The organism is Trichlorobacter lovleyi (genome assembly GCF_015239775.1).
Classification (GTDB): domain Bacteria; phylum Desulfobacterota; class Desulfuromonadia; order Geobacterales; family Pseudopelobacteraceae; genus Trichlorobacter; species Trichlorobacter lovleyi_B.
This window is the reverse complement of the sequence record NZ_CP058409.1, coordinates 2,478,669-2,499,724: the sequence shown is the minus strand read 5'-3', so window position 1 is coordinate 2,499,724 and position 21,056 is coordinate 2,478,669. Positions and strand designations below refer to the sequence as shown.

The following is a 21,056-nucleotide window of genomic DNA, read 5'->3' as shown; positions in this document are numbered from 1 at the left end:
CGATAGTCCAGCGCTATTTCTCAATTAATGGAACCGTTTTACTATGGTCTTTGTCTGGAACATAGACGTTGATCCGGTCGGCAGCCTGTTGTGGGCGATTGTGCTGATCGGGTTAATTGGTCTGCCCGGCCTGCTGTTGAAGCGGCCCGGACCAGGCCAGCTGCTGTCGGTTTGTATCACTGCCTGTGCCGCCTTGTGGGGGATGGCAGGGGCCCTGCGAATTCTCGGCGGTGCCCCTGCCTCCCGCTACCTGTTTGATTGGCCACTCCCGTTCGGCCCCTGCGAACTCTCGGTTGACCCTCTCTCTGCACTCTTTCTGCTCCCGCTGTTACTGGCTGCTCTCTGCTGTTCTCTCTACGGTCTTGCCTATCTGCCCGCGGCTGCCCAGCCCGCTGCCGAAAAGCGGGTTACCCTCTTTTCCGGTCTGTTGCTGGGCTCCATGGCACTGGTGCTGGTGGCCCGCCACGGGGTGCTGTTGCTGGTTGCCTGGGAGGTGATGGCCCTTTCTTCCTGGCTGCTGCTGATGACTGACCAGCAGAACCTGCAGGTGCAACGGGCCGGTACGGTCTACCTGCTGGCCACCCACACCGGCAGCATGGCGCTGTTTGTCCTGTTTGGCCTGCTGAAGGGGGAAAGCGGCTCTTTTGCGTTTCCCGCTGCCCACAGCCTGGCCCTGGGCGGCACGGTGACCCTGGTGATGCTGGTGGCGGCCCTGGTCGGATTTGGCGCCAAGGCCGGCATCATGCCGCTGCATATCTGGTTGCCGGGCGCCCACGCCAATGCTCCCAGCCATGTTTCGGCCCTGATGTCCGGCATCATGCTCAAGATCGGGATCTACGGTGTCATCAGGACGGTTTCCTTCTTTCAGGAGCTGCCGGTCTGGTTCGGCTGGCTGGTGCTGCTGCTGGGGGCGGTCTCGGCGGTTACCGGAATTGCGCTGGCATCGGTACAGAGTGACCTGAAGCGCCTGCTGGCCTGCAGCAGTATCGAAAACATCGGTATCATCTGTATCGGGCTGGGGATGGCCCTGGTGGGACTCCAGTCCGGTAATCGCGTGCTGGCCGTCTTCGGCCTGGCCGGGGCCTTCATCCATATCATCAACCATGCCCTCTTCAAGCCGTTGCTGTTTCTGGGCAGCGGAGCGATCATCCACGCCAGCGGTACCCGCCAGATCGACCGGATGGGGGGGCTCTCCCGCGTCCTGCCCCGCACCGCTCCTCTGTTTCTGGTGGGCTCCCTTGCCATCTGCGGTCTGCCGCCCCTGAACGGTTTTGTCGGCGAGCTGTTCCTCTATTTCGGTGCTTTTACCGACGGTATGTTTTCGGACCTGCCGCTGATCGGTTTTGTGGCGCCAATCCTGGCCCTGGTGGGGGGGCTGGCCGTGATTACCTTTGTCAAGCTGTTCGGCGCGATTTTCCTGGGGACCGCCCGTGATCCCGGACCGGCGCACGGTCACGAGGCACCGGCTGCCATGGTGCTGTCGATGGGGCTTCTGGCCGGACTCTGTCTGCTTGCCGGGGTTGGCGCGCCCTTACTGTTGCAACTGGTGGCGCCGGTGGTGATTCAGTATGCAGCCGTTTCACCGCAGCTGTTTGCCCAGATTTCCGGAGCGGTGCCGTTGCGGCAGATTGCCCTGTTAAACGGTCTGTTGCTGGCCGGAATCGTGGCGGTCTGGCTGCTCTGGCGTGTGCTGGTGCAGCGGGCCCCTGTGGCGGCATCCGGTACCTGGGGCTGCGGCTACCTGGCGCCGACAGCGCGTATGCAGTACACCGGCAGCGCCTTTTCCGAGCTGCTTGGCGGGCTGGTCAGCGGACTGGTCGGATCACGAGGCCGGCTGTCCGGGCTGAGCGGACTTTTTCCAGCCTCAAGCCGTTTTGCCGGTGCCACCACCGAGCGGATACTGGATCTGATGATCATGCCATCCCTGCGTGGGGCGGACTGGTGCCTGGCCTGGCTGCGCCGGATGCAGCACGGGCATCTGCACCTCTATATCCTGTACGTCTTTGCCACCCTGTTTGTCCTGATGGTCTGGAGTCAGCCATGATGCCGAGCACCCTGTTTCATATTCTGCTGTTGCTGCTGATGCCGCCGCTGTTGCTGGGGGTGATCAACAAGACCAAGGCCGCCTTTGCCGGGCGGGTGGGGGCACCCTGTCTGCAGCCGTACTATGATCTGGCCAAGCTGCTGCGCAAAGGTTCGGTCTTCAGCAGCACCACCACCTGGGTTTTCCGGGCCGGGCCGGTGGTGACCCTGGCGGCAACCCTGGTGGCGGCGCTGCTGGTGCCGCTGGGCAACCACCCTGCCATCATCTCCTTTAACGGCGACATGATCCTGTTCGCCTACCTGTTCGGTCTGGCACGCTTCTTTACCACCAGTGCCGCCCTTGATACCGGATCTGCCTTTGAAGGGATGGGGGCGGCCCGCGAAGTGACCTTTGCCTGTCTGGTTGAACCGACCCTGTTCTTTATCCTGATCACCCTGGCCCGGATGAGCAAGAGCCTCTCCCTGACCCCGATGCTGCTCTATCCTTCGCCGGCGGTCTGGGGTGAGGCCGGAGCTGCCATGCTGTTGCTGGTGGGGGCGCTGTTCATTGCGCTGTTGGCCGAGAACTGCCGGATTCCCTTTGATGACCCCACCACCCACCTGGAACTGACCATGATCCACGAAGTGATGGTGCTGGATCACAGCGGTCCGGCCTTTGGTCTGATCCTGTACGGTGCAGCCCTGAAGCTGTTTGTGCTGGGAGCCGTCTTTGTCAATCTGGCCCTGCCGTTCAAGAGCGGCAACCTGCTGGTTGACTGGGCTGCCTTTGCGGCGGCCATGCTGTTTCTGGCGGTGCTGGTCGGCGTGGTGGAGTCGGTCATGGCCCGTTTGCGGCTGGTCAGAATTCCGCAACTGCTGGTGGCTGCCACCATCCTTTCCGCCTTTGCCATGTTGCTGATAGTGAGGTGACCCTAGATGGTATCTTTTGCCGATCAACTGCTGGTGCTGGTGATGCTGATCAACTTCATCATGCTCGGTTCCAGCCGTCTGGCCTTTGCCATCCGGGCTGTGGCGGTTCAGGGGGTGGTGCTGGGGATCATACCCGGGCTGCTGCATCCCTTTTCCGGGCATTTGCTGGCCATTACGGTCAGTATCATCCTGGCCAAGGGGATGGTGATCCCGTATCTGATCAATGATGCGGTCCGGAAGGCCCAGATCCGGCGTGAGGTTGAGCCGTTTCTCGGCTATGTGCCGACCTTGCTGCTGGGGGCCGTCTTTACGGCCCTGGCCTTTGTGTTTGCCCAGAAACTGCCGTTGGCGCCGGAACACCGTGACCTGCTGTTCGTACCGGCCTCGATAGCCACCCTGATGACCGGATTTCTGATCCTGACCACCCGTAAAAAGGCCATCTCGCAGGTGATCGGCTACCTGGTGCTGGAAAACGGGATCTTCATCTTCGGACTGCTGCTGGCCGAGGCGATGCCGTTTATGGTTGAGGCCGGGGCGCTGCTGGATCTGCTGGTGGGGATTTTTGTGATGGGGATCGTGATCAACCATATCAGCCGTGAGTTCTCAAGCGTGGATACCTCGCGCCTGCAGGCGTTGCGGGAGGAATAGGGCCATGATCCATCTGCTTGTCCTGCTGCCGCTGCTGGGGGGACTGACCGCCTGGCTGATACCGAGCAACCGTCTGCGTCCGCTCCTGCTGCCTGCCATTGCCCTGCCGCATCTGGCCCTAAGCCTCTACCTGATCGCTTCAGCGACACCGGCGCAGCATGGCGGCTGGATCTGGCTTGACCCGCTGGGCAAGATCACCCTGCTGGCAATCAGCACCCTGTTTTGCGTGTGTGCCGTCTATGCGGTCGGCTACCTGGCCTATCGTCAGGAACGTTCCAACCGGGTACTCTGCCTGGGGCTGCTGGTCTGTCTGGCAGCCATGTCGCTGGTGACCCTCTGCCAGCACCTGGGGCTGCTCTGGGTGGCGGTTGAGACCACCACCGTATCCATGGCGCCGCTGATCTATTTTAACCGCAATGCCCGTTCCATCGAGGCCACCTGGAAATATCTGCTGATCTGCTCGGTGGGGATCGCCCTGGCCCTGCTGGGGCTGTTGTTTCTGGCCTACGCCACCCATGTTGCCCATCAGGATGCCACCCTGCTGCTCCCTGATCTGCTGGAGGATGCCAGGCTGTTAAATCGCGGCTGGCTGCATGCCGCCTTTATCTTCCTGCTGGTGGGATACGGCTCCAAGCTGGGGCTGGCGCCGCTGCATACCTGGAAGCCGGATGCCTACGGCGAGGCCCCGGGTCTGGTGGGGGCGCTGCTGGCCGGCGGTCTGGTCAACTGTGCCTTTCTGGCCATCCTGCGGGTCTATCAGGTCTGCCTGGCCTCGGTGGCCGAGCTGCTGTTCTTTCAGCAGGTACTGGTGGGGCTGGGGCTGCTCTCCATGGCGGTGGCTGCCATCTTCATGGCCCGCCAGCATGACTTCAAGCGGATGCTGGCCTACTCCAGTGTTGAGCATGTCGGTATCCTGGCCATCGGCCTGGGGATCGGTAAAGGGGCCCTGTTCGGGGTGCTGTTTCACCTGATCAACAACGGTCTGACCAAGGGGGTGCTGTTTCTCTCCTCCGGCAATATCCACCGTTCCTATGGCGGCAAGACCACTGAGATCGTACAGGGGGCCCTGACCCGGCTGCCCTGGTCAGGCGGGCTCTTTCTGGCGGGATTCATCGCCATTACCGGTTCACCGCCGTTCTCTCCCTTTGTGAGTGAGTTTTCCATTGTCAGCAGTATCTTTGTCGAACGCCGCTACCTGGTGGGGGGGCTGTTTCTGTTGTTCCTGGCCGTGATCTTTATCGGTATGGCCCTGACCGTGCTGCCGATGGTGATGGGCAGCCCACGCACTGACCTGGGAAAAAGCGAGTACCATGACCGGCTGCTGACGGTGGGGCCGCCGCTGGTGATGCTGCTGGTAATTGTCTGGTTGGGGGTCTGGCCGCCGGAGGCGCTGCTGCAACTGCTCAAGGATGGGGCTGCCATGCTGGAGGTGCGGCCATGAACGAGAGCCTGCGCCTGATCTACAATGGCCGTGCGGTTGCCTGCAGCGATATCCCCTGTTGCGACCAGGATCGTTTTCTGCAGACCATCCTCGATATGACCGGCCGCGGCTGGCGGGTCAGCAGCTACTGCGGCTTCCCGGCCGATGAGGCAACCACCCTGTACTGCCTGCTGGCCTCCCCCGGCGACGGTGTGCTGGGGATCATGCAGACCGTCTGCAACGGCACGGAGTTTCCCTCCCTTGCGGTCCAGTGTCCCCAGCTGCAGCTGTTTGAAAGGGAGATTGCAGAGCAGTGCGGCATCCGTTTTGTCGGGCACCCCTGGTTCAAGCCGGTCCGTTTTGTCCGTTCAGCGGTGAGCGGGCGGGATGCCTGGGACCGCCCTGATGGGCAGCCGCTGCAGGTCGGGGTGATGGAGTACTACCGGGTGGAGGGTGAAGAGATCCATGAGGTGGCGGTCGGTCCGGTCCATGCCGGGGTGATCGAGCCGGGGCATTTCCGCTTCCAGTGTCACGGGGAACAGGTCTTTCACCTTGAGATATCACTGGGGTATCAGCACCGCGGTATTGAACAGCTGCTGGCCAACGGACCCCATCCCCAAACCCTGCGCCAGATGGAGGCGATTGCCGGTGATACCAGCATCGGCCATGGTCTGGCCTACTGCATGGTGCTTGAATCGTTGTCCAAAACCCGTCCGCCGGCAGCTGCCCATGCCGTGCGGGGGATTGCCCTCGAGCTGGAGCGGTTGGCCAATCATAGCGGTGACCTGGGGGCGATTGCCGGTGATGTGGGCTACCTGCCAACCTCCTCGTTCTGTGGCCGGATCCGGGGCGACTTCCTCAATATGAGCGCCTTTATCTGCGGCAGCCGTTTTGGCCGCGGGCTGCTGAAACCGGGCGGTACCGTCTTCGGTCTGGATCAGGCGCAGCGTGAAGAACTGCAAAAGCGCCTGGCAACGGCGCGGCTGGAGCTGACCAGTGCCATTGAGCTGCTCTGGAGTACCCCGTCGGTCATGTCCCGTCTGGAAGGGACCGGTGTCGTGTCGCCGGAGACGGCCAGTGAGCTTGGACTGGTGGGGCCCGCTGCCCGGGCCTGCGGGTTGAAGCGGGATGTGCGCTCCGACTATCCCTTCGGGATCTATCGCATGGCCCAGGTACCGATCATTACTGCCCACCATGGCGATGTCTGCAGCCGCAGCACGGTGCGCTGGCAGGAGTGCCAGAAGTCGCTTGATTTTTGTGTGGAACAGCTGCGTCAGCTGCCGTCAGGGGCACACGCTGCAGATCTCGGGACGCTGCAGCCCGATCAGCTGGTGGTGGCCCTGACCGAAGGCTGGCGGGGCGAGATCTGCCACCTGGCCATTACCGGGCCGGACGGCCGCTTCAAACAGTACAAGGTCTGCGACCCCTCCTTCCACAACTGGCAGGGGTTGGCCATGGCGCTGCGTAATGAGCAGATCTCCGACTTTCCGCTCTGTAACAAGAGCTTTAATCTCTCATATTGCGGATTTGATCTCTGATCGGAGGAGTGGAGCATGCTGCGTGCCCTTAAAGAACGTCTGAGCATCCAGGGCCACCGGACCATGGCCTATCCGGACGGACCGGTCTCCCTGCCGGAACGGTTTCGGGGCTATCCAACGCTTCAGAAGGATATACTCTGTCATCTGGATGGTGAGTCATGCGCGGCAGCGTGCCCCTTTGGGGCGCTCAGCTGTTCTGAAAGTGGCTTGGCGCTTGATCTGGCCAAATGTCTCTTCTGTGCCGACTGCCCGGCCGAGGCCTGTGTCGGTTTCAGTAATGACCACCGTCTGGCCGTCTCCAGCAGAGCGGATCTGCTGGTGCAGAGCAATGCAGAACATACGCTGGCCCGACCGTTGCCCCCTGATCTGCGCAGGCTGTTCGGGCGTTCGCTCAAGTTCCGTGAAGTCAGCGCCGGCGGTTGCAATGCCTGTGAAGCTGACAGCAACGTGCTGTCCACCATCGGCTGGGATATGGGACGTTTCGGGATCCAGTTCGTGGCCTCGCCCCGCCATGCCGACGGTCTCTGGGTGACCGGCCCGGTCAGCGAAAACATGCGTGAGGCGCTACTCAAGACCTGGGAGGCGATTCCGGCCCCCAAGATCGTGGTGGCCTGCGGTGCCTGTGCCATTGCCGGCGGTCCGTTCAGTGGCTCACCCCGGATCAGTCTCGGCCTTGATACACTGCTGCCGGTGGATCTGTATATTCCCGGTTGTCCCCCCCATCCGGCAACCATCCTGGATGGCTTGCTGCGGCTGCAGGGACGGCTTGCCTGACAACTATTCGGAGGCCGTCGTCCCTCATCCCCCGCCTTCTCCCAGAGGGAGAAGGGCAAGCTTACACCCCCTCCCTGCGGGAGAGGGTGGCCAAAGGCCGGGTGAGGGCGTTACGCGGTACCCGCTTCCGCGCCTATCTGTTCGGTATGTCCCAGTCGTTGCGTTCCGGGCGCCTGGTATCCGGTCTTCCCCATGACCTTTTTTATGCTTTTTTGTTTCGTTGACTTATTTTGCTTGTATTTCTAAACGTATTCGCGTAAATATCAAAAGTTAATTTTCGCCTCGTTATTTCGCTGCCTGACCCCCTTCTGCATCCGGTTTATTTCCCGATTCTGCAGCACCGCGTTTGGTTTGCGATACTTGATTCCCTTTTGATGCAGGCTGATATGCCTGTCGGGAATCTGAATGAGTACTGCCGGCCACACGTGGTTGTTGCGCTGATCCTACGGGGATAACGGTTGTCCCGACGCGCCCATCCACACGACCCACGTATAGACGATTCGACAGACCTAAACAGCGATGCCGGCAGGTTTCCGCTCGTGTTGAATCAGGAGATTTTTATGTCGTTTGCAGAACTGAATTTGCATGCCTCCATCCAGAAGGCCATTTCCGCCTGTGGTTATGCCACCCCGACACCGATTCAGGCCGAGGCCATTCCTCAGGCGCTCTCAGGACGCGACCTGATCGCCTCTGCCCAGACCGGTACCGGCAAGACCGCGGCCTTTATCATTCCGGCCCTTGAGCGTCTGGCAAAGCCGGGGCCGGCCGGGATCGGACCCCGCGTGCTGGTACTGACCCCCACCCGTGAGCTGGCCGCCCAGGTTGCTGACTCGGTAGCCCGTTATGGCCGCTTCCTGCGTATGCGCTACGGCTCCATCGTGGGCGGTATGCCGTACCCCGATCAGGTCCGTCTGCTGCGTCAGCCGGTTGACCTGATTGTTGCCACCCCGGGCCGCCTGATCGACCACCTTGAGCGTGGCCGCATTGACCTGTCACGGGTAGAGCTGCTGGTGCTGGATGAGGCAGACCGGATGCTGGACATGGGCTTTACCGATGCCGTGGATCAGATTGCCGCTGCCACCCCCAAAAAGCGCCAGACCCTGCTGTTTACCGCCACCATGGATGACCCGATGGCACGCCTGGCCGGACGCCTGCTGAAGGAGCCGACCCGGATCGCCATCTCCAGCCCCAAGGAGAACCATGACTCCATTGAACAGCGGATGCACCTGACCGACAACCTGGGTCACAAGCACAAGATGCTGCATCACCTGCTGGAAGACCCAACCATTACCCAGGCGATCATCTTCTCTGCCACCAAGCGGGATGCCGATACCCTGGCCCGTGATCTGTATGATCGTGGCCTCTCTGCCGCTGCCCTGCATGGTGACATGACCCAGGGTGCCCGTACCCGTACCTTGAACAACCTGCGTCGCGGCAGGGTCCGCTTCCTGGTTGCCACCGATGTGGCAGCCCGCGGTCTTGATATCAACGGTATCAGCCATGTCATCAACTTTGACCTGCCCCGTGCCGCTGAAGACTATGTGCACCGGATCGGCCGGACCGGTCGTGCCGGTGCCACCGGGGTCGCCATCTCCTTTGTCTCCCCTGCTGATGCGGTCTATCTGCAGCGGATTCAACGTTACACCGGCCAAACCGTGCAGATGCACACCATCCCCGGCCTTGAGCCGGTCAGCACCCTGCCGGTGCCGGGCCGTGGCGGCAACGCTGCAGGCAAGGGGCGTCGTCCTTTTGCAGCCGGTGGCCAACGCCGTCAGGGAGCCGGTGCCGGTAAGGGCGGTGCAGCACCCAAATCAAAATCAGGCTATCAGCAGCGGGGCCGCAGCCAGCGCTAATCAGCCCGTTGTGATGATGTAAACCAGAACGCCCTGTCCGGATTATCCGGGCAGGGCGTTTGTGTATTGGGGAGGTGGGTGAGATGCTACGGCTGATGTCAATCGGGGCTGTTACCTCACGCCCCTCTGCGTTGCGCCTGTTACCGTGCGCAGATGCTGAAATCGGCCCCTTCCCAGCAGGCCCTGTCTTTGGATGAACGCCGCGCCTCGCCCCAGCGTGAGTTGTTGCCGCTGCTGGTCAGACCGCGCACCTCTGCAGTTCCTTTGGCAATGATGAAGACGGATAGTACGCCGACATCATCAAACAGTGGCCCCTGGCGATTGGTGTTGGAGAGGGAAAATGAACCGCCCGGTTCAGGCATGAACAGACAAGGGCCGTTGTAGACCTGTGTCTTGCCGGTGGTTATTTTACAGCTGACAACTCTATCGGCTGCAACGGCTGTTTGTGACATGGACAGCATGATTGCCAGTATGCCTAGTAATTTTGACTTGTGTCTCCCCCCAAACGTTCGTTTTTGCAGCGTTGCCCTATCCGACCGCCTCAACGGTTTTACAGCTTGCCGGATAGCCCGTGCAGACCCAGAACTGCTTGCCGGCATGTTCGCCATTGGTTGCCGTGCGCTTGATCATAACTTCCCGGCAGGCCGGGCACTGTTTTATCGGATCTGTTGTCTGCCGTGGGGCAGCCGGTGGTGGGGGCGGCGCTGTATGCGGCTGCATTTCAGGCTCAGGCAGTCCCAGATACATTCTGGCCTTGGCTGCGCTATCGCCGTGGGGAAACTCCCTCAGATAGGTTTGATAGGCCGCGCCGGTCGCTTCGTCAAGTCCCATTCTGTTCAGCAGGATGGCATTCTGGAGGAGGGCGCGCTCCCTGATCTGGGGAGATGCATCAGGATCGTCGGCAGCCATTTCCAGACAGCGTGAAGCGGTATTCAAATCCTGTCTGCGCTGCAGGACGCCGGCCAGTGTCAGCAATAAAGCAGGATCAAGGCCTTTAAGATATTTCTGGTAGTATTCCTTGAAGACATCGGCTGCCTCCTGCTGACGGGTTCTAAGCAGCGTGGCAATAGCCTTTGCGTAGTACTCCCGGCCTTCATCTGTGGGGGTAAACTTTGATTTAAGTCTGGCCATGGCCAACAGGGCATCAGAGTTGTCCGGGCTGTTCTGCAGAACAAGGGCAATGGACTTTTCTCCACCGGCATAGCCTGTTTTGGCATGTGACGCCTGTACTCCGGCTTCAAGGTGCCGTTCCTCTACCGCGTCTTTGCCCAGTTTCAGGAAGCCGGCAATGATCATGCCTGAGATCATACCACCCAGGTGGGCCCAATGACCGATCATGGAGCTGTTGGTGCCGGCGAGCTGCCCAATACCGCCTGAAAGGTCGGCCAGGAAAAAGAGCCCGATAATGACCAGAGAATTAAGTCTGACCTTCAGGCTGATCGGAAAAATGAGTGAAAAGATGCCGAGGACAGGCAATGGGAAAACCATGCTCTTGAAGTAGCAGCGCACGGCAAAGATCCCCATGATTCCCGATATGGCGCCAGAGGCGCCCAAGGCATGTCCGGCCGTGCCGTTGGCAAGGAACTCAACCAGCACATAGGCCAGGCTGCCAAAGAGGCCGGTTACCAGATACAGTATGCCAAACCGCTGTGGGCCGATACGTCGTTCAACAACACTGCCAATGGCCCATAGAAACAGCATGTTGCCCCAGAGATGGCCGCTACCGGCATGCAGGAACATGGAGGAGAAGAGGCTGGCCGGGATGTTCCATGCGTTCGGTTCCAGCGGGAGAAAGAGCAGGTTCTTTTCAATGAATTCCAGGTTGTCAAATCCGACTTCAAGCAGGTAGTAGATAACAACGTTCAGCAGGACAATGCCGTAGGTGAGATAGGGTGTCTCTTTCCGCAGCAGCTCCTTGTCGGTATGCATGACCGGCATGAAGGTTATATGTTGGGCCAACAGGTCTGTTGGCCGCATATCAAGGACAGCGGCCTGGAGTCTGATGTAGATCAGGAACAGTACCGGAAAGAGGATGAAAAACAGCATGAGCAGGCCGCTCAGGTATTCACGGATCAGCATGATGGCAAAGATGGTCAGAAAGGCTTTGCCGATAAAGGCCTGTTCTTCGTGCTTGCTGAAGTACTCGGAAAGTGTCGCCATGCTGCTGATCCTCCGTGTTGTTCGGGCTGCTCACGCCGTGACGGAACAGGGTGTAAAGAAATTTGCCAGTCCCGGAACTGCGATGGGCTGCGGGTTTGCGATTTTCTGTAAAAAAACTTTACAGTTTGAAAAAAGCAAAACCCGCCATTTCTGGCGGGTTTTGGTGGTTCTCACGTTGGGTATTGGGTATCTGGTGGACTGATCGTCATCGGTCTCTTCCATGGGTCTGGTGTAATGGGCTGTTTCTAGCCCAATTCCCGCAGATTGTCCAGTGGAAACACGACAGCCTGCCCCGGATTACCGGAGCAGGCTGTCGTGTTGGAGCATACCCAGACAAGGATGGTTTAGCCCATGACTATCACGAGATCTTCCTTCTCCACCTTGTCGCCTTCCTTGAACTTGACCTCGGCAACCTTGCCATCGGCCTTGGCCTTGATGTTGGTCTCCATCTTCATCGCCTCGGTTACCATCAGGACATCACCGGCCTTGACTTCGTCACCGGCCTTGACGTTGACCTTGAAGACCTTGCCCGGCATTGGGGCGCCGATATGGCTGGGGTTGCCCTTGTCAGCCTTTTCACGGATGGCGTCGCTGTTCTGGATCGACTGATCGCGGATCACCACCGAGCGGTTGTTGCCGTTCAGCTCGAAGTAGACGGAACGGGTTCCGTCCTCTTTCAGCTCGCCAACGGCGTTCAGCTTGATGATCAGGGTCTTGCCCGGTTCAATCTCGATGGAGGTCTCCTGGTTCGGTTCCAGCCCGTAGAAGAAGATCGGGGTGGGGATGACCGAGGTGTCGGAAAACTCCTGGCGATAGCGGTCGAATTCAGGATAGACGTTGGGGTAGAGGATGTTGGAGATCAGCGCCTTGTCATCCACCTTGTGTCCCAGTTTTTCCTCAAGGATCAGGCGTTCTTCATCAAAATCAACCGGCTCAAGCAGCTCGCCGGGACGGCAGGTGATCGGTTGCTGACCCTTCAGGATGATCTTCTGCAGCTCTTCCGGCCAGCCCTGGTATGGTTGGCCCAGCATCCCCTTGAACATGCCGACCACTGACTCGGGGAAGGCCAGGTCTTCTTTGGAGGTGTAGACATCCTCAGGCTGGAGGTTGTTCTTGACCAGGAACATGGCCATGTCGCCCACCACCTTGGAGGAGGGGGTAACCTTGACGATGTCGCCGAACATCATGTTGACCTTGTGGTACATCTCCTTGCACTCTTCCCAGCGGTCAATCAGGCCCAGACCGGCAACCTGCGGCTTGTAGTTGGAGTACTGGCCGCCCGGAATCTCGTGGTGATAGACCTCGGCAGTGCCGGACTTGAGACCGGATTCGAACGGGGCGTAGTAATCCCGCACCGTCTCCCAGTAGTTGGCCAGGTGCTGCAGACCGGCGGCGTTGACCTGAGGATCACGCTCGGTCCCTTCAAGTGCCGCCACCAGGGCGTTCATGTTGGGCTGTGCGGTCAGGCCGGACAGGGAGGAGAGGGCGGTATCCACAATATCCACCCCGGCCTCGGAGGCCATCAGCAGCATGGCGCCGGCATTGCTGGAGGTGTCGTGGGTGTGCAGATGGACCGGAATGCCGATGTTTTCTTTCAACGCCTTGACCAGCTTGTAGCCGGCCATCGGCTTCAAAAGACCTGCCATGTCCTTGATGGCCAGGATGTGGGCACCCATCTTTTCCAGCTCCTTGGCCATGCCGACGTAGTATTCCAGGGGGTACTTGTCCCGCTTGGGATCAGTGATGTCGCCGGTGTAGCAGATGGCGGCCTCACAGATCTTGCCAGACTTGCGCACCGCCTCCATGGCGACCTGCATGCCGGTGGTCCAGTTCAGCGAGTCAAAGATCCGGAAGATGTCTACGCCGGAATTGGCAGCCTCTTCCACGAACTTCTGGACCACGTTGTCCGGGTAGTTGGTGTAGCCCACGGCGTTTGAGCCGCGCAGCAACATCTGGAACAGGATGTTGGGGATCGCCTCGGACAGTTTGTGCAGCCGCTGCCAGGGGCATTCCTTGAGGAAGCGCATTGAGACGTCAAAGGTGGCGCCGCCCCAGCACTCCAGCGAGAACAGATCGGCCCCCAGGTAGGAGGTGGGCTCGGCAATCTTGAGGATATCGTGGGTCCGTACCCGGGTGGCCAGCAGGGACTGGTGGGCGTCCCGCATGGTGGTATCGGTCAAGAGCAGCTTCTTCTGCTCAAGAATCCACTTGGAGAGCCCTTCGGCACCCAGGCGCATGAACAGGTCCTTGGAACCGATCGGCCGGGGCTTGGTCATATCCACATGCGGCAGTTGCGCCTCGATCAGTTCCGAGGATTTGAGCGGCTTGGCAATGCCGGGGGAACCGTTGACCACCACGTCCCCCAGGAAGGAGAGTACCTTGCTGGCACGGTCCTTCTTTTCGCGGAACTGCAGCAGCTCCGGGTGCTTGTCGATGAAGGAGGTGTCGCACTTGCCACCCAGGAAGACCGAGTGGGTGATCACGTTCTCCAAAAAGCCGATGTTGGTCTTGACGCCCCGTACCCGGAACTCCTGCAGGGCGCGGTGCATGATCGAGGCGGCATCCTTGAAGTTGAGGCCCCAGGAGCTGACCTTGACCAGCAGCGAGTCATAGTGGGGGGTGATCTGGGCGCCGGTAAAGGCGTTGCCCGCATCCAGACGGATACCGGCGCCGGCAGCGGAACGGTAGGTGGTCAGGGTGCCGAAGTCAGGGGCAAAGTTGTTGGAGGGGTCTTCGGTGGTGATCCGGCACTGGATGGCATAGCCGCGCATGTCGATGGCCGACTGGGACGGGATGTTGATCTCCGGGTCGGACAGCTTGTAACCCTGGGCCACCAGCAGCTGGTTCTGTACCAGGTTGCGGCCGGTGATCATCTCGGTCACGGTATGCTCGACCTGGATGCGGGGGTTCATCTCGATGAAGTAGAAACTGCCCTCCTGATCCACCAGGAACTCGACCGTGCCGGCGTTGCGGTATTTGACCTGACCGGCGATCTTGAGGGCGGCGGTGCAGATCTCTTCACGCTGCTGCTGGGTCAGGCAGAGTGATGGCGCAAACTCCACCACCTTCTGGTGGCGGCGCTGGATCGAACAGTCCCGCTCGAAAAAGTGCACCAGGTTACCGTAGTTGTCACCCATGACCTGCACTTCGATATGCTTGGGGTTCTCGATGTAGCGCTCCAGAAAGACGGTGGCGTTGCCAAAGGCGGCCTTGGCTTCGCTGCGGGCAGCGACCAGTCCTTCCAGCAGCTCCTTCTTGTTGCGGGCCACCCGCATACCACGGCCGCCACCACCGGCAGCCGCCTTGATGATGATCGGATAGCCGGAGTCCTTGGCAAACTTCAGTGCCTCTTCTTCCTTCTCAATCGGGTCTTCGGTGCCGGGCACGACCGGCACTTCTGCAGACATGGCAGCCTTGCGGCCGGCCACCTTGTCACCCAGGGCACGCTGCATTTCAGCCGTGGGGCCGATAAAGGTAATGCCGGCTGCCTCGCACTTCTCGGCAAACTCGGCATTTTCCGCCAGGAAGCCGTAGCCGGGGTGGATCGCATCCACATCGGCCTTCAGCGCCAGGGCGATGATCTCGTCAATCCCCAGGTAGGCATCAATCGGTGCCTTGCCTTTGCCGATCAGGTAGGCCTCGTCCGCCTTGTAGCGGTGCAGGGAGAGTTTGTCCTCTTCAGAATAGAGCGCCACCGTGCTGATCCCCAGCTCGGTACAGGCCCTGAAGATCCGGATGGCGATCTCGCCACGGTTGGCAGCCATGACCTTTCTGAACTTGTTGATTTTCTTCATGCGAGTTCTCCTGTTTTTGATGGTAGTAAAGGTTCGTTCGACGATTTTTAGTTATGCTTAAAAAATTTAGTTATTTTGAATAGTTATGGCGTTTACGGTGGCGGCACTTAACCAGAAACAGCGGGGGATGTCAACAGGAAAAAGAACAGGGGCCGCAAAGGGCCCCTGTTGGTGATGCATTGATCGATGCCGCCTGATCAGGCGGTAAATTCGTCAGCGTATTTGACCAGGTTTGGCAGATCCGGCTTGGTCAGAATCTGTTGGGCGCCCAGGTCATGCCATTTACGGATGTTGTCTTCCGATGCCAGTGACGAGAAGATGATGATCGGCAGATCCTTCAGGCTGTCTTCCTTGCGCACCAGCGACGTCAGGTGCAGGCCGTCCATCTGGGGCATCTCCACATCGGTGATCAGGAGCTGCATCCGTGAGCGGAATGAAACGCCATCGCTTGAGCACTGCTGCATTTTGTTCTGGATCTTTTCCCAAGCCTCGGCACCATTGACCGCCTCTTCGACATTGTACCCGGCTCCCCGCAGGGCGCTGCACATGGTGTGGCGGATAAACGGGGAGTCATCGGCAACCAGGATGCTCTTGCTGCTGCGGTCAATACCGGCGCCTTCAAGCAGTTGTTCAGGGGCCAGCGGCTGCAGGGCGCTGGAGGCGCAGAATTCAGCCACGATCTTTTCAAAATCAAGCACCAGGATGATCCGGTCATCCATCTTGACCAGGCCGGTGACCTGATCAGAGTAGACCGCCGAGGAGGGGGCTTCGACATTTTTCCAGGAGATGCGGTAGATGCGGGAGACAGAGTGTACCAGGACGCCGACCATGACGTTGTTGAACTCAAGCACGATCACCCGGTCTGACAGCAGGTCGCCGGTATATTTGTTCAGGATCTTGGAGAGGTTCAGGATCGGGATCACCTTTTCCCGCAGCTTGATCATCCCTTCAACGGCATCGGAGGTGTTGAGGGCCTTGGTCAGCTTGGGCAGACGGATGATCTCGCGTACTTTTGCAACGTTGACACCGTAATGGCAGGGGACCAGGTTGCCGTGGGAGTCCAGTTCGTCAACGCGGAACTCCACGATCTCCAGTTCGTTGGTGTCGCTTTCGAGAAGGATGTTGGTCTGTTTCATGGCGGACTCCTGCCGTGGATTTTGTCAGGGGAGTATAGCACAACTCTTTATAATGAAAAGAGGATGGTGCACGATTGACACGAAATACCCCCTGTGATAGCTTCAAAAACATTTCAACGCTTGGAGATAGCATGGTATTTCCTGATTTTAAAGAGTTTTGTCAGCTGGCGCAAAAGGGCAACCTGGTGCCGGTCTATCGTGAGATTATGGCTGATATGGATACGCCGGTAACCGCCTTTCGCAAGATTGATGACGGCTGTTACTCGTTTCTGCTGGAGAGTATCGAGGGTGGAGAGAAGTGGGGACGCTACACCTTTCTCGGCTCCAGTCCTTCACTCATCGTCCGTGCCAAGGGGAAAACGGTTGAAACCATTGAACATGGCGTCACCAACAGCCAGACGGTCGCTGCCCCCCTGAACAGTATCCGTGACGTGTTAAGCCGTTTCACGCCGGTTGAGGTGCCGGGGCTGCCCAGGTTCTTTGGCGGTGCAGTGGGGTACCTCGGCTATGAAATGGTACGTCATTTTGAACATCTGCCAACGCAGAAACCGGCGCTGATTGATGCCTACGACGCCTATTTTCTGATTACCGATACCCTGATCATCTTTGATAATCTCAGTCAGAAGATCAAGGTGGTCTCCAACGCCCATCTTGGCGGCACGGTCTCTGCCGAGGAGGCCTATGCAGAGGCGCTGGCCCGTATTGAGGGGATAATCGGCAAGCTGCGCGGTCCGTTGCCGGCTGCCGGTGCGCCGGAAGCGGTCAAACCGTCTGAACTGCGCTCCAATGTCAGCCGTGAGGAGTATGAGGCAGCGGTTGAGAAGGCCAAGGAATATGTCCGTGCCGGCGACATCATCCAGGTTGTCCCGTCACAGCGTTTCAGCGGCACGCTTTCTGCGGATCCCTTTGACATCTACCGGGCCTTGCGTACCTTGAACCCCTCGCCTTACATGTTCTTTTTGCGCCTGGATGATACCGTGATAGCCGGTGCTTCACCCGAGGTCATGGTGCGCAAGGAGGGAACACGGGCGGAGTTGCGGCCGATTGCCGGAACCAGGCCGCGTGGTGCAACACCGCAAGAAGATGCCAGACTGGCAGAGGAGCTGTTGGCCGATCCCAAGGAACGGGCCGAGCATGTCATGCTGGTGGACCTGGGGCGCAACGACCTGGGGCGGGTCTGTGCCACCGGCACGGTAACAGTCTCAGAGCTGATGGTGATCGAGCGTTACTCCCATGTCATGCATATCGTCTCCAACGTCTATGGCGAGCTGGCGGAAGGCAGGGATGCCTTTGATCTGGTGCGGGCCACCTTCCCGGCCGGTACCCTGTCCGGCGCACCCAAGGTGCGGGCCATGGAGATCATTGACGAGCTGGAGCCGGTGCGGCGTGAGATTTACGGTGGCGCGGTGGGCTACTTTTCTTTCTCCGGCAACATGGATCTGGCGATTGCCATCCGCACGCTGGTGATTAAGGACGGTATGGTGCACCTCCAGGCCGGAGGCGGTGTTGTTGCCGATTCTGACCCGGCCGCTGAATGGCAGGAAACAGTTAACAAGGCGATGGCAGTCCGCCGGGCCATCGAAATTGCAGAGCATGGACTGAAGTAAAACTACCGAGGCTTAAAGATAAGGAGCGACACCATGGCAACAGCAACGGCACGACACATCCTGGTTTCAACCGAAGAGGAATGTCTGAAACTGAAGACAGAGATAGAGGGCGGCGCCGATTTCGGCGAGGTGGCCAAGCTCAACTCATCCTGTCCCTCCCGGATGCGGGGTGGTGACCTGGGGGCGTTCGGCCCCGGTCAGATGGTCAGGGAGTTTGATGAGGTGGTCTTTTCCGGTGAGATCGGCAAGGTCTTGGGACCGGTCAGGACACAGTTCGGCTATCACCTGATTGAGGTCACCAAGCGCTGGTAATTCCGATTCCGTTTCAAGGGCCCCTCTTCGTTGGCCTGTCTTCAGCTCCTCAACGTACTGCGTGTACGTCTGCGTCGCCGAACTCCTCGCCGCCCTGATGGGGCCTCCTTGCATTGGAACCGGAATAAGGAATGCTGCTGGCGGTTTGTGCCTAGACCGCCAGTTCTTTTGTTTTTTTTGTCCGCTTGGGCGTTGCGCGGACCTTTTCAACCGGGGCACTTTCCACCAGTGCAACAAAGTCGGCCGGATCGCCGGGGCGCAGGCTGGCATAATGGGAAGAGGCGATCTTCCTGATGATGCCGTCACTGAATTGAATGGTTGCCTTCTGGGCTGCTACCTCGGTTATTTTGCCAACGCCCCAAGCAGCTGCTCCGGGATGAATGACGATGGCACCTGTTTTGATAATCATGGTCTCTCCTTGTCTGATCTGTTTACAGTACGCCGTTGTCACCTGAATAGATAGGCTTATTACCGTTTCGTCAGCACGGATCTGCGTTGAAGTAAGGATTACTCTGGAATGGCACTTAATCAGCAGCAGCATGCAGCAATCATAAGCATCATTACCGAAGAGACCGGGCTCAGGCAGGGCCAGGTCAGCAATACCGTCACCCTGTTGCAGGAAGGGGCCACGGTCCCCTTTATTGCCCGTTACCGTAAGGAACAGACCGGTGAACTGGATGAGGTGCAGATCCGTACCATTGAGGAACGGCTGGCCTATTTCACGGAACTGGAGGCCCGGCGTCAGACCATCCTGGCCTCGATTGATGAACAGGGCAAGCTGAGCCCTGAACTGAAGGCCCGTATCGAGACGACCCGCCAGAAGACCGAACTGGAAGACCTGTACCTGCCGTACAAGCCCAAGCGTCGTACCAAGGCCACCATTGCAAAGGAGCGCGGTCTGGAACCGTTGGCTGATCTGATGGCGGCCCAGGAGCTGACCGGCGGCAGCGCCCTGGAGGCGGCAGCCCCGTTTGTTGATCCTGACAAAGAGGTGCCCAGCCCGGAGGCTGCCCTGGAAGGGGCCGGTCATATCCTGGCTGAGCGGTTGGCTGATGATGCTGACTGCCGGGCCATGGTACGCCGTCTGACCTGGGAGCAGGGGGTCATGGCCACCAAGGTGGTGCCGGATAAAAAGGAGCAGGTCACCAAGTTTGAGATGTACTACGACTATCAGGAACCGCTGAAGGAGATCCCGTCCCACCGGATGCTGGCCATGCGGCGCGGCGAAAAGGAAGAGGTGCTGCGCCTTTCCCTGCAGGCACCCCAGGCCGAGATCATGGCCGGCCTCAAGCACCGCCTGATCAAGGGAGAGAGCATCTTCAGGCCCTGGCTTGAAACAGTGGCCGAGGATGCCTACAAACGGTTGATCGCCACCTCGATCGAGGTTGAACTGCGGCTGCAGTCCAAGGATCTGGCTGATGAGGCGGCCATTGCCATCTTTGCCAGAAATCTGAAAAACCTGCTGCTGGCACCGCCTGCCGGTGGCCGTCGGGTACTGGGAATCGATCCCGGTCTGCGGACCGGTTCCAAGCTGGCAGCGGTGGATCAGACCGGTCGTTTTCTGGAACATGTCACCATCTATCCCCACACCGGCGCTGGCCGGGTGGATCAGGCCAGGGCGGACCTGCTGCGGCTGGTGGAGGCCCATGGGATTGAGATGATCGCCATCGGTAACGGCACTGCCGGGCGTGAGATGGAGCTGTTCACCAAAGAGACCCTGGCCAGGGCCGGCAGGCATCTGCCGGTGGTGATGGTCAGCGAGGCCGGCGCCAGTGTCTATTCCGCCTCGGAGATCGCCCGTGAGGAGTTTCCCGAACTGGACCTGACCGTGCGCGGTGCGATCTCCATTGCCCGCCGCCTGCAGGACCCGCTGGCAGAGCTGGTCAAGGTCGATCCCAAGAGCATCGGTGTGGGGCAGTACCAGCACGATGTCAATCAGGCCATGCTGAAGAAGAGTCTGGATGAGGTGGTGGAATCGGGGGTTAACTATGTGGGGGTGGATCTGAATACCGCCTCATGGGCGCTGTTGTCCTATGTGGCCGGTGTTGGTCCGGCCCTGGGCAAGGCCATAGCCCGTCATCGTGATGAAAACGGTCCGTTCAGTTCCCGCAAAGGCCTGCTGAAGGTGTCCCGTTTCGGGGCCAAGGCCTTTGAACAGGCCGCCGGATTTCTGCGGATCCGTGGTGGTAAACATCCCCTGGATAACTCTGCAGTCCACCCGGAGCGCTACCCGTTGGTGGAACAGATGGCCAAAGATCTGGGCGTCTCCCTCGAAGAGCTGAGCAAAACCCCGGGGTTGGCTGAAAAGATCGACCTGAAAAAGTACGTCAGTGACCAGGTCGGTCTGCCGACCCTGCGGGACATCCTGGAAGAGCTGAAAAAGCCTGGACGCGATCCGCGCCAGCAGTTCCAGACCGCCGACTTCAGGGATGATATCCGCGAGATCAGTGACCTGCAGGAGGGGATGATCCTGCAGGGGGTGGTGACCAACGTGACCGCCTTTGGCGCCTTTGTGGATATCGGGGTGCATCAGGATGGTCTGGTGCATGTCAGTCACCTGGCCAACCGTTTTATCAAGGACCCCAATGACGCGGTGCAGGTGGGGCAGGTGGTGAAGGTCAAGGTGCTGTCTGCTGATCCGCAGCGCAAGCGGATCGCCCTGTCCATCAAAGAGGCTGAGCCCGGCGGGGCAGCGGTGCGTAAAACGGCACCCGCTGCTGCCCAGCCCAGGCAGGAACAGAAGGTTACCTCAGGAGGTCTTGATCTGAGCGCCATGGAAAAGGCCGGGTTCAGGGTGCGGCGTTAGCAGTCTGTTCGCTCCTTCGTCTGACGGTTTGTTGTGCCTCAATCGTTGTGTGCCTT

The 21,056-nt window shown here is 59.5% G+C and carries 16 protein-coding genes; 11 read left to right on the top strand and 5 right to left on the bottom strand.

What is annotated here, in order from left to right; translation table 11 throughout:
• Positions 1-43 precede the first annotated feature (43 nt).
• The 7 genes from FY034_RS11540 (at position 44) to FY034_RS11510 (ending at position 9,185) form a co-directional block, all read left to right on the top strand.
• Complete coding sequence (locus FY034_RS11540; RefSeq protein WP_265550675.1) at positions 44-2,044, top strand: proton-conducting transporter membrane subunit; 2,001 nt, start codon at positions 44-46, stop codon at positions 2,042-2,044.
• A complete protein-coding gene (locus FY034_RS11535; protein ID WP_265555259.1) occupies positions 2,044-2,952 on the top strand; it encodes a respiratory chain complex I subunit 1 family protein in 909 nt (302 codons plus the stop codon). The genes FY034_RS11540 and FY034_RS11535 overlap by 1 nt, the downstream gene beginning before the upstream one ends.
• A 6-nt stretch (positions 2,953-2,958) precedes the next feature.
• The gene (locus tag FY034_RS11530; protein WP_265550673.1) at positions 2,959-3,600 is read left to right on the top strand and encodes a hydrogenase; all 642 of its coding nucleotides are present in this window, start codon (positions 2,959-2,961) and stop codon (positions 3,598-3,600) included.
• A gap of 4 nt (positions 3,601-3,604) precedes the next feature.
• Positions 3,605-5,041: a proton-conducting transporter membrane subunit gene (locus FY034_RS11525; protein WP_265550671.1), complete on the top strand. Its 1,437-nt coding sequence runs from the start codon at positions 3,605-3,607 to the stop codon at positions 5,039-5,041.
• Entirely contained in the window at positions 5,038-6,558 is a 1,521-nt protein-coding gene (locus FY034_RS11520; RefSeq protein ID WP_265550669.1) for an NADH-quinone oxidoreductase subunit C, read from the top strand. Before FY034_RS11525 ends, FY034_RS11520 begins: the two co-directional genes overlap by 4 nt.
• Before the next feature lie 15 nt (positions 6,559-6,573).
• Positions 6,574-7,332, top strand: coding sequence for a hydrogenase (locus tag FY034_RS11515; protein WP_265550667.1), 759 nt, complete (start codon positions 6,574-6,576; stop codon positions 7,330-7,332).
• 560 nt (positions 7,333-7,892) lie between these two features.
• Positions 7,893-9,185: a DEAD/DEAH box helicase gene (locus FY034_RS11510; RefSeq protein ID WP_265550665.1), complete on the top strand. Its 1,293-nt coding sequence runs from the start codon at positions 7,893-7,895 to the stop codon at positions 9,183-9,185.
• Positions 9,186-9,325: 140 nt separating this feature from the next.
• Here FY034_RS11510 and FY034_RS11505 read toward each other — a convergent pair whose 3' ends face one another.
• Positions 9,326-9,637 carry a hypothetical protein gene (locus FY034_RS11505; RefSeq protein ID WP_265550664.1) on the bottom strand — a complete coding sequence of 104 codons (312 nt, stop codon included), beginning with the start codon at positions 9,635-9,637 and terminating at the stop codon, positions 9,326-9,328.
• Positions 9,638-9,713: 76 nt separating this feature from the next.
• A complete protein-coding gene (locus FY034_RS11500) occupies positions 9,714-11,345 on the bottom strand; it encodes a rhomboid family intramembrane serine protease (protein ID WP_265550662.1) in 1,632 nt (543 codons plus the stop codon).
• On the opposite strand from FY034_RS11500, the gene FY034_RS11495 reads away from it, so the two are divergent.
• Complete coding sequence (locus tag FY034_RS11495; protein ID WP_265550661.1) at positions 11,344-11,547, top strand: hypothetical protein; 204 nt, start codon at positions 11,344-11,346, stop codon at positions 11,545-11,547. The genes FY034_RS11500 and FY034_RS11495 overlap by 2 nt on opposite strands.
• A 142-nt stretch (positions 11,548-11,689) precedes the next feature.
• Here the strand turns inward: FY034_RS11495 and FY034_RS11490 are convergent, their stop codons facing one another.
• Together FY034_RS11490 and FY034_RS11485 are read right to left on the bottom strand one after the other, a co-directional pair.
• Positions 11,690-15,139: a pyruvate carboxylase gene (locus FY034_RS11490; protein ID WP_265550659.1), complete on the bottom strand. Its 3,450-nt coding sequence runs from the start codon at positions 15,137-15,139 to the stop codon at positions 11,690-11,692.
• A 197-nt stretch (positions 15,140-15,336) separates the two neighbouring features.
• Positions 15,337-16,275 carry a chemotaxis protein CheV gene (locus FY034_RS11485; protein WP_012470594.1) on the bottom strand — a complete coding sequence of 313 codons (939 nt, stop codon included), beginning with the start codon at positions 16,273-16,275 and terminating at the stop codon, positions 15,337-15,339.
• Between the two features lie 131 nt (positions 16,276-16,406).
• Here FY034_RS11485 and trpE point away from each other — a divergent pair, with 131 nt between their 5' ends.
• Together trpE and FY034_RS11475 are read left to right on the top strand one after the other, a co-directional pair.
• Positions 16,407-17,882: an anthranilate synthase component I gene (gene trpE, locus FY034_RS11480; RefSeq protein ID WP_265550655.1), complete on the top strand. Its 1,476-nt coding sequence runs from the start codon at positions 16,407-16,409 to the stop codon at positions 17,880-17,882.
• A gap of 33 nt (positions 17,883-17,915) precedes the next feature.
• Complete coding sequence (locus FY034_RS11475; RefSeq protein ID WP_265550653.1) at positions 17,916-18,194, top strand: peptidylprolyl isomerase; 279 nt, start codon at positions 17,916-17,918, stop codon at positions 18,192-18,194.
• 151 nt (positions 18,195-18,345) lie between these two features.
• On the opposite strand, the gene FY034_RS11470 is transcribed toward FY034_RS11475, so the two are convergent.
• A complete protein-coding gene (locus FY034_RS11470) occupies positions 18,346-18,603 on the bottom strand; it encodes a DUF3553 domain-containing protein (RefSeq protein WP_265550651.1) in 258 nt (85 codons plus the stop codon).
• A gap of 108 nt (positions 18,604-18,711) precedes the next feature.
• Between FY034_RS11470 and FY034_RS11465 the strand changes: the two genes are divergently transcribed.
• A complete protein-coding gene (locus FY034_RS11465) occupies positions 18,712-21,000 on the top strand; it encodes a Tex family protein (RefSeq protein ID WP_265550649.1) in 2,289 nt (762 codons plus the stop codon).
• The last annotated feature ends 56 nt before the right edge of the window (positions 21,001-21,056 follow it).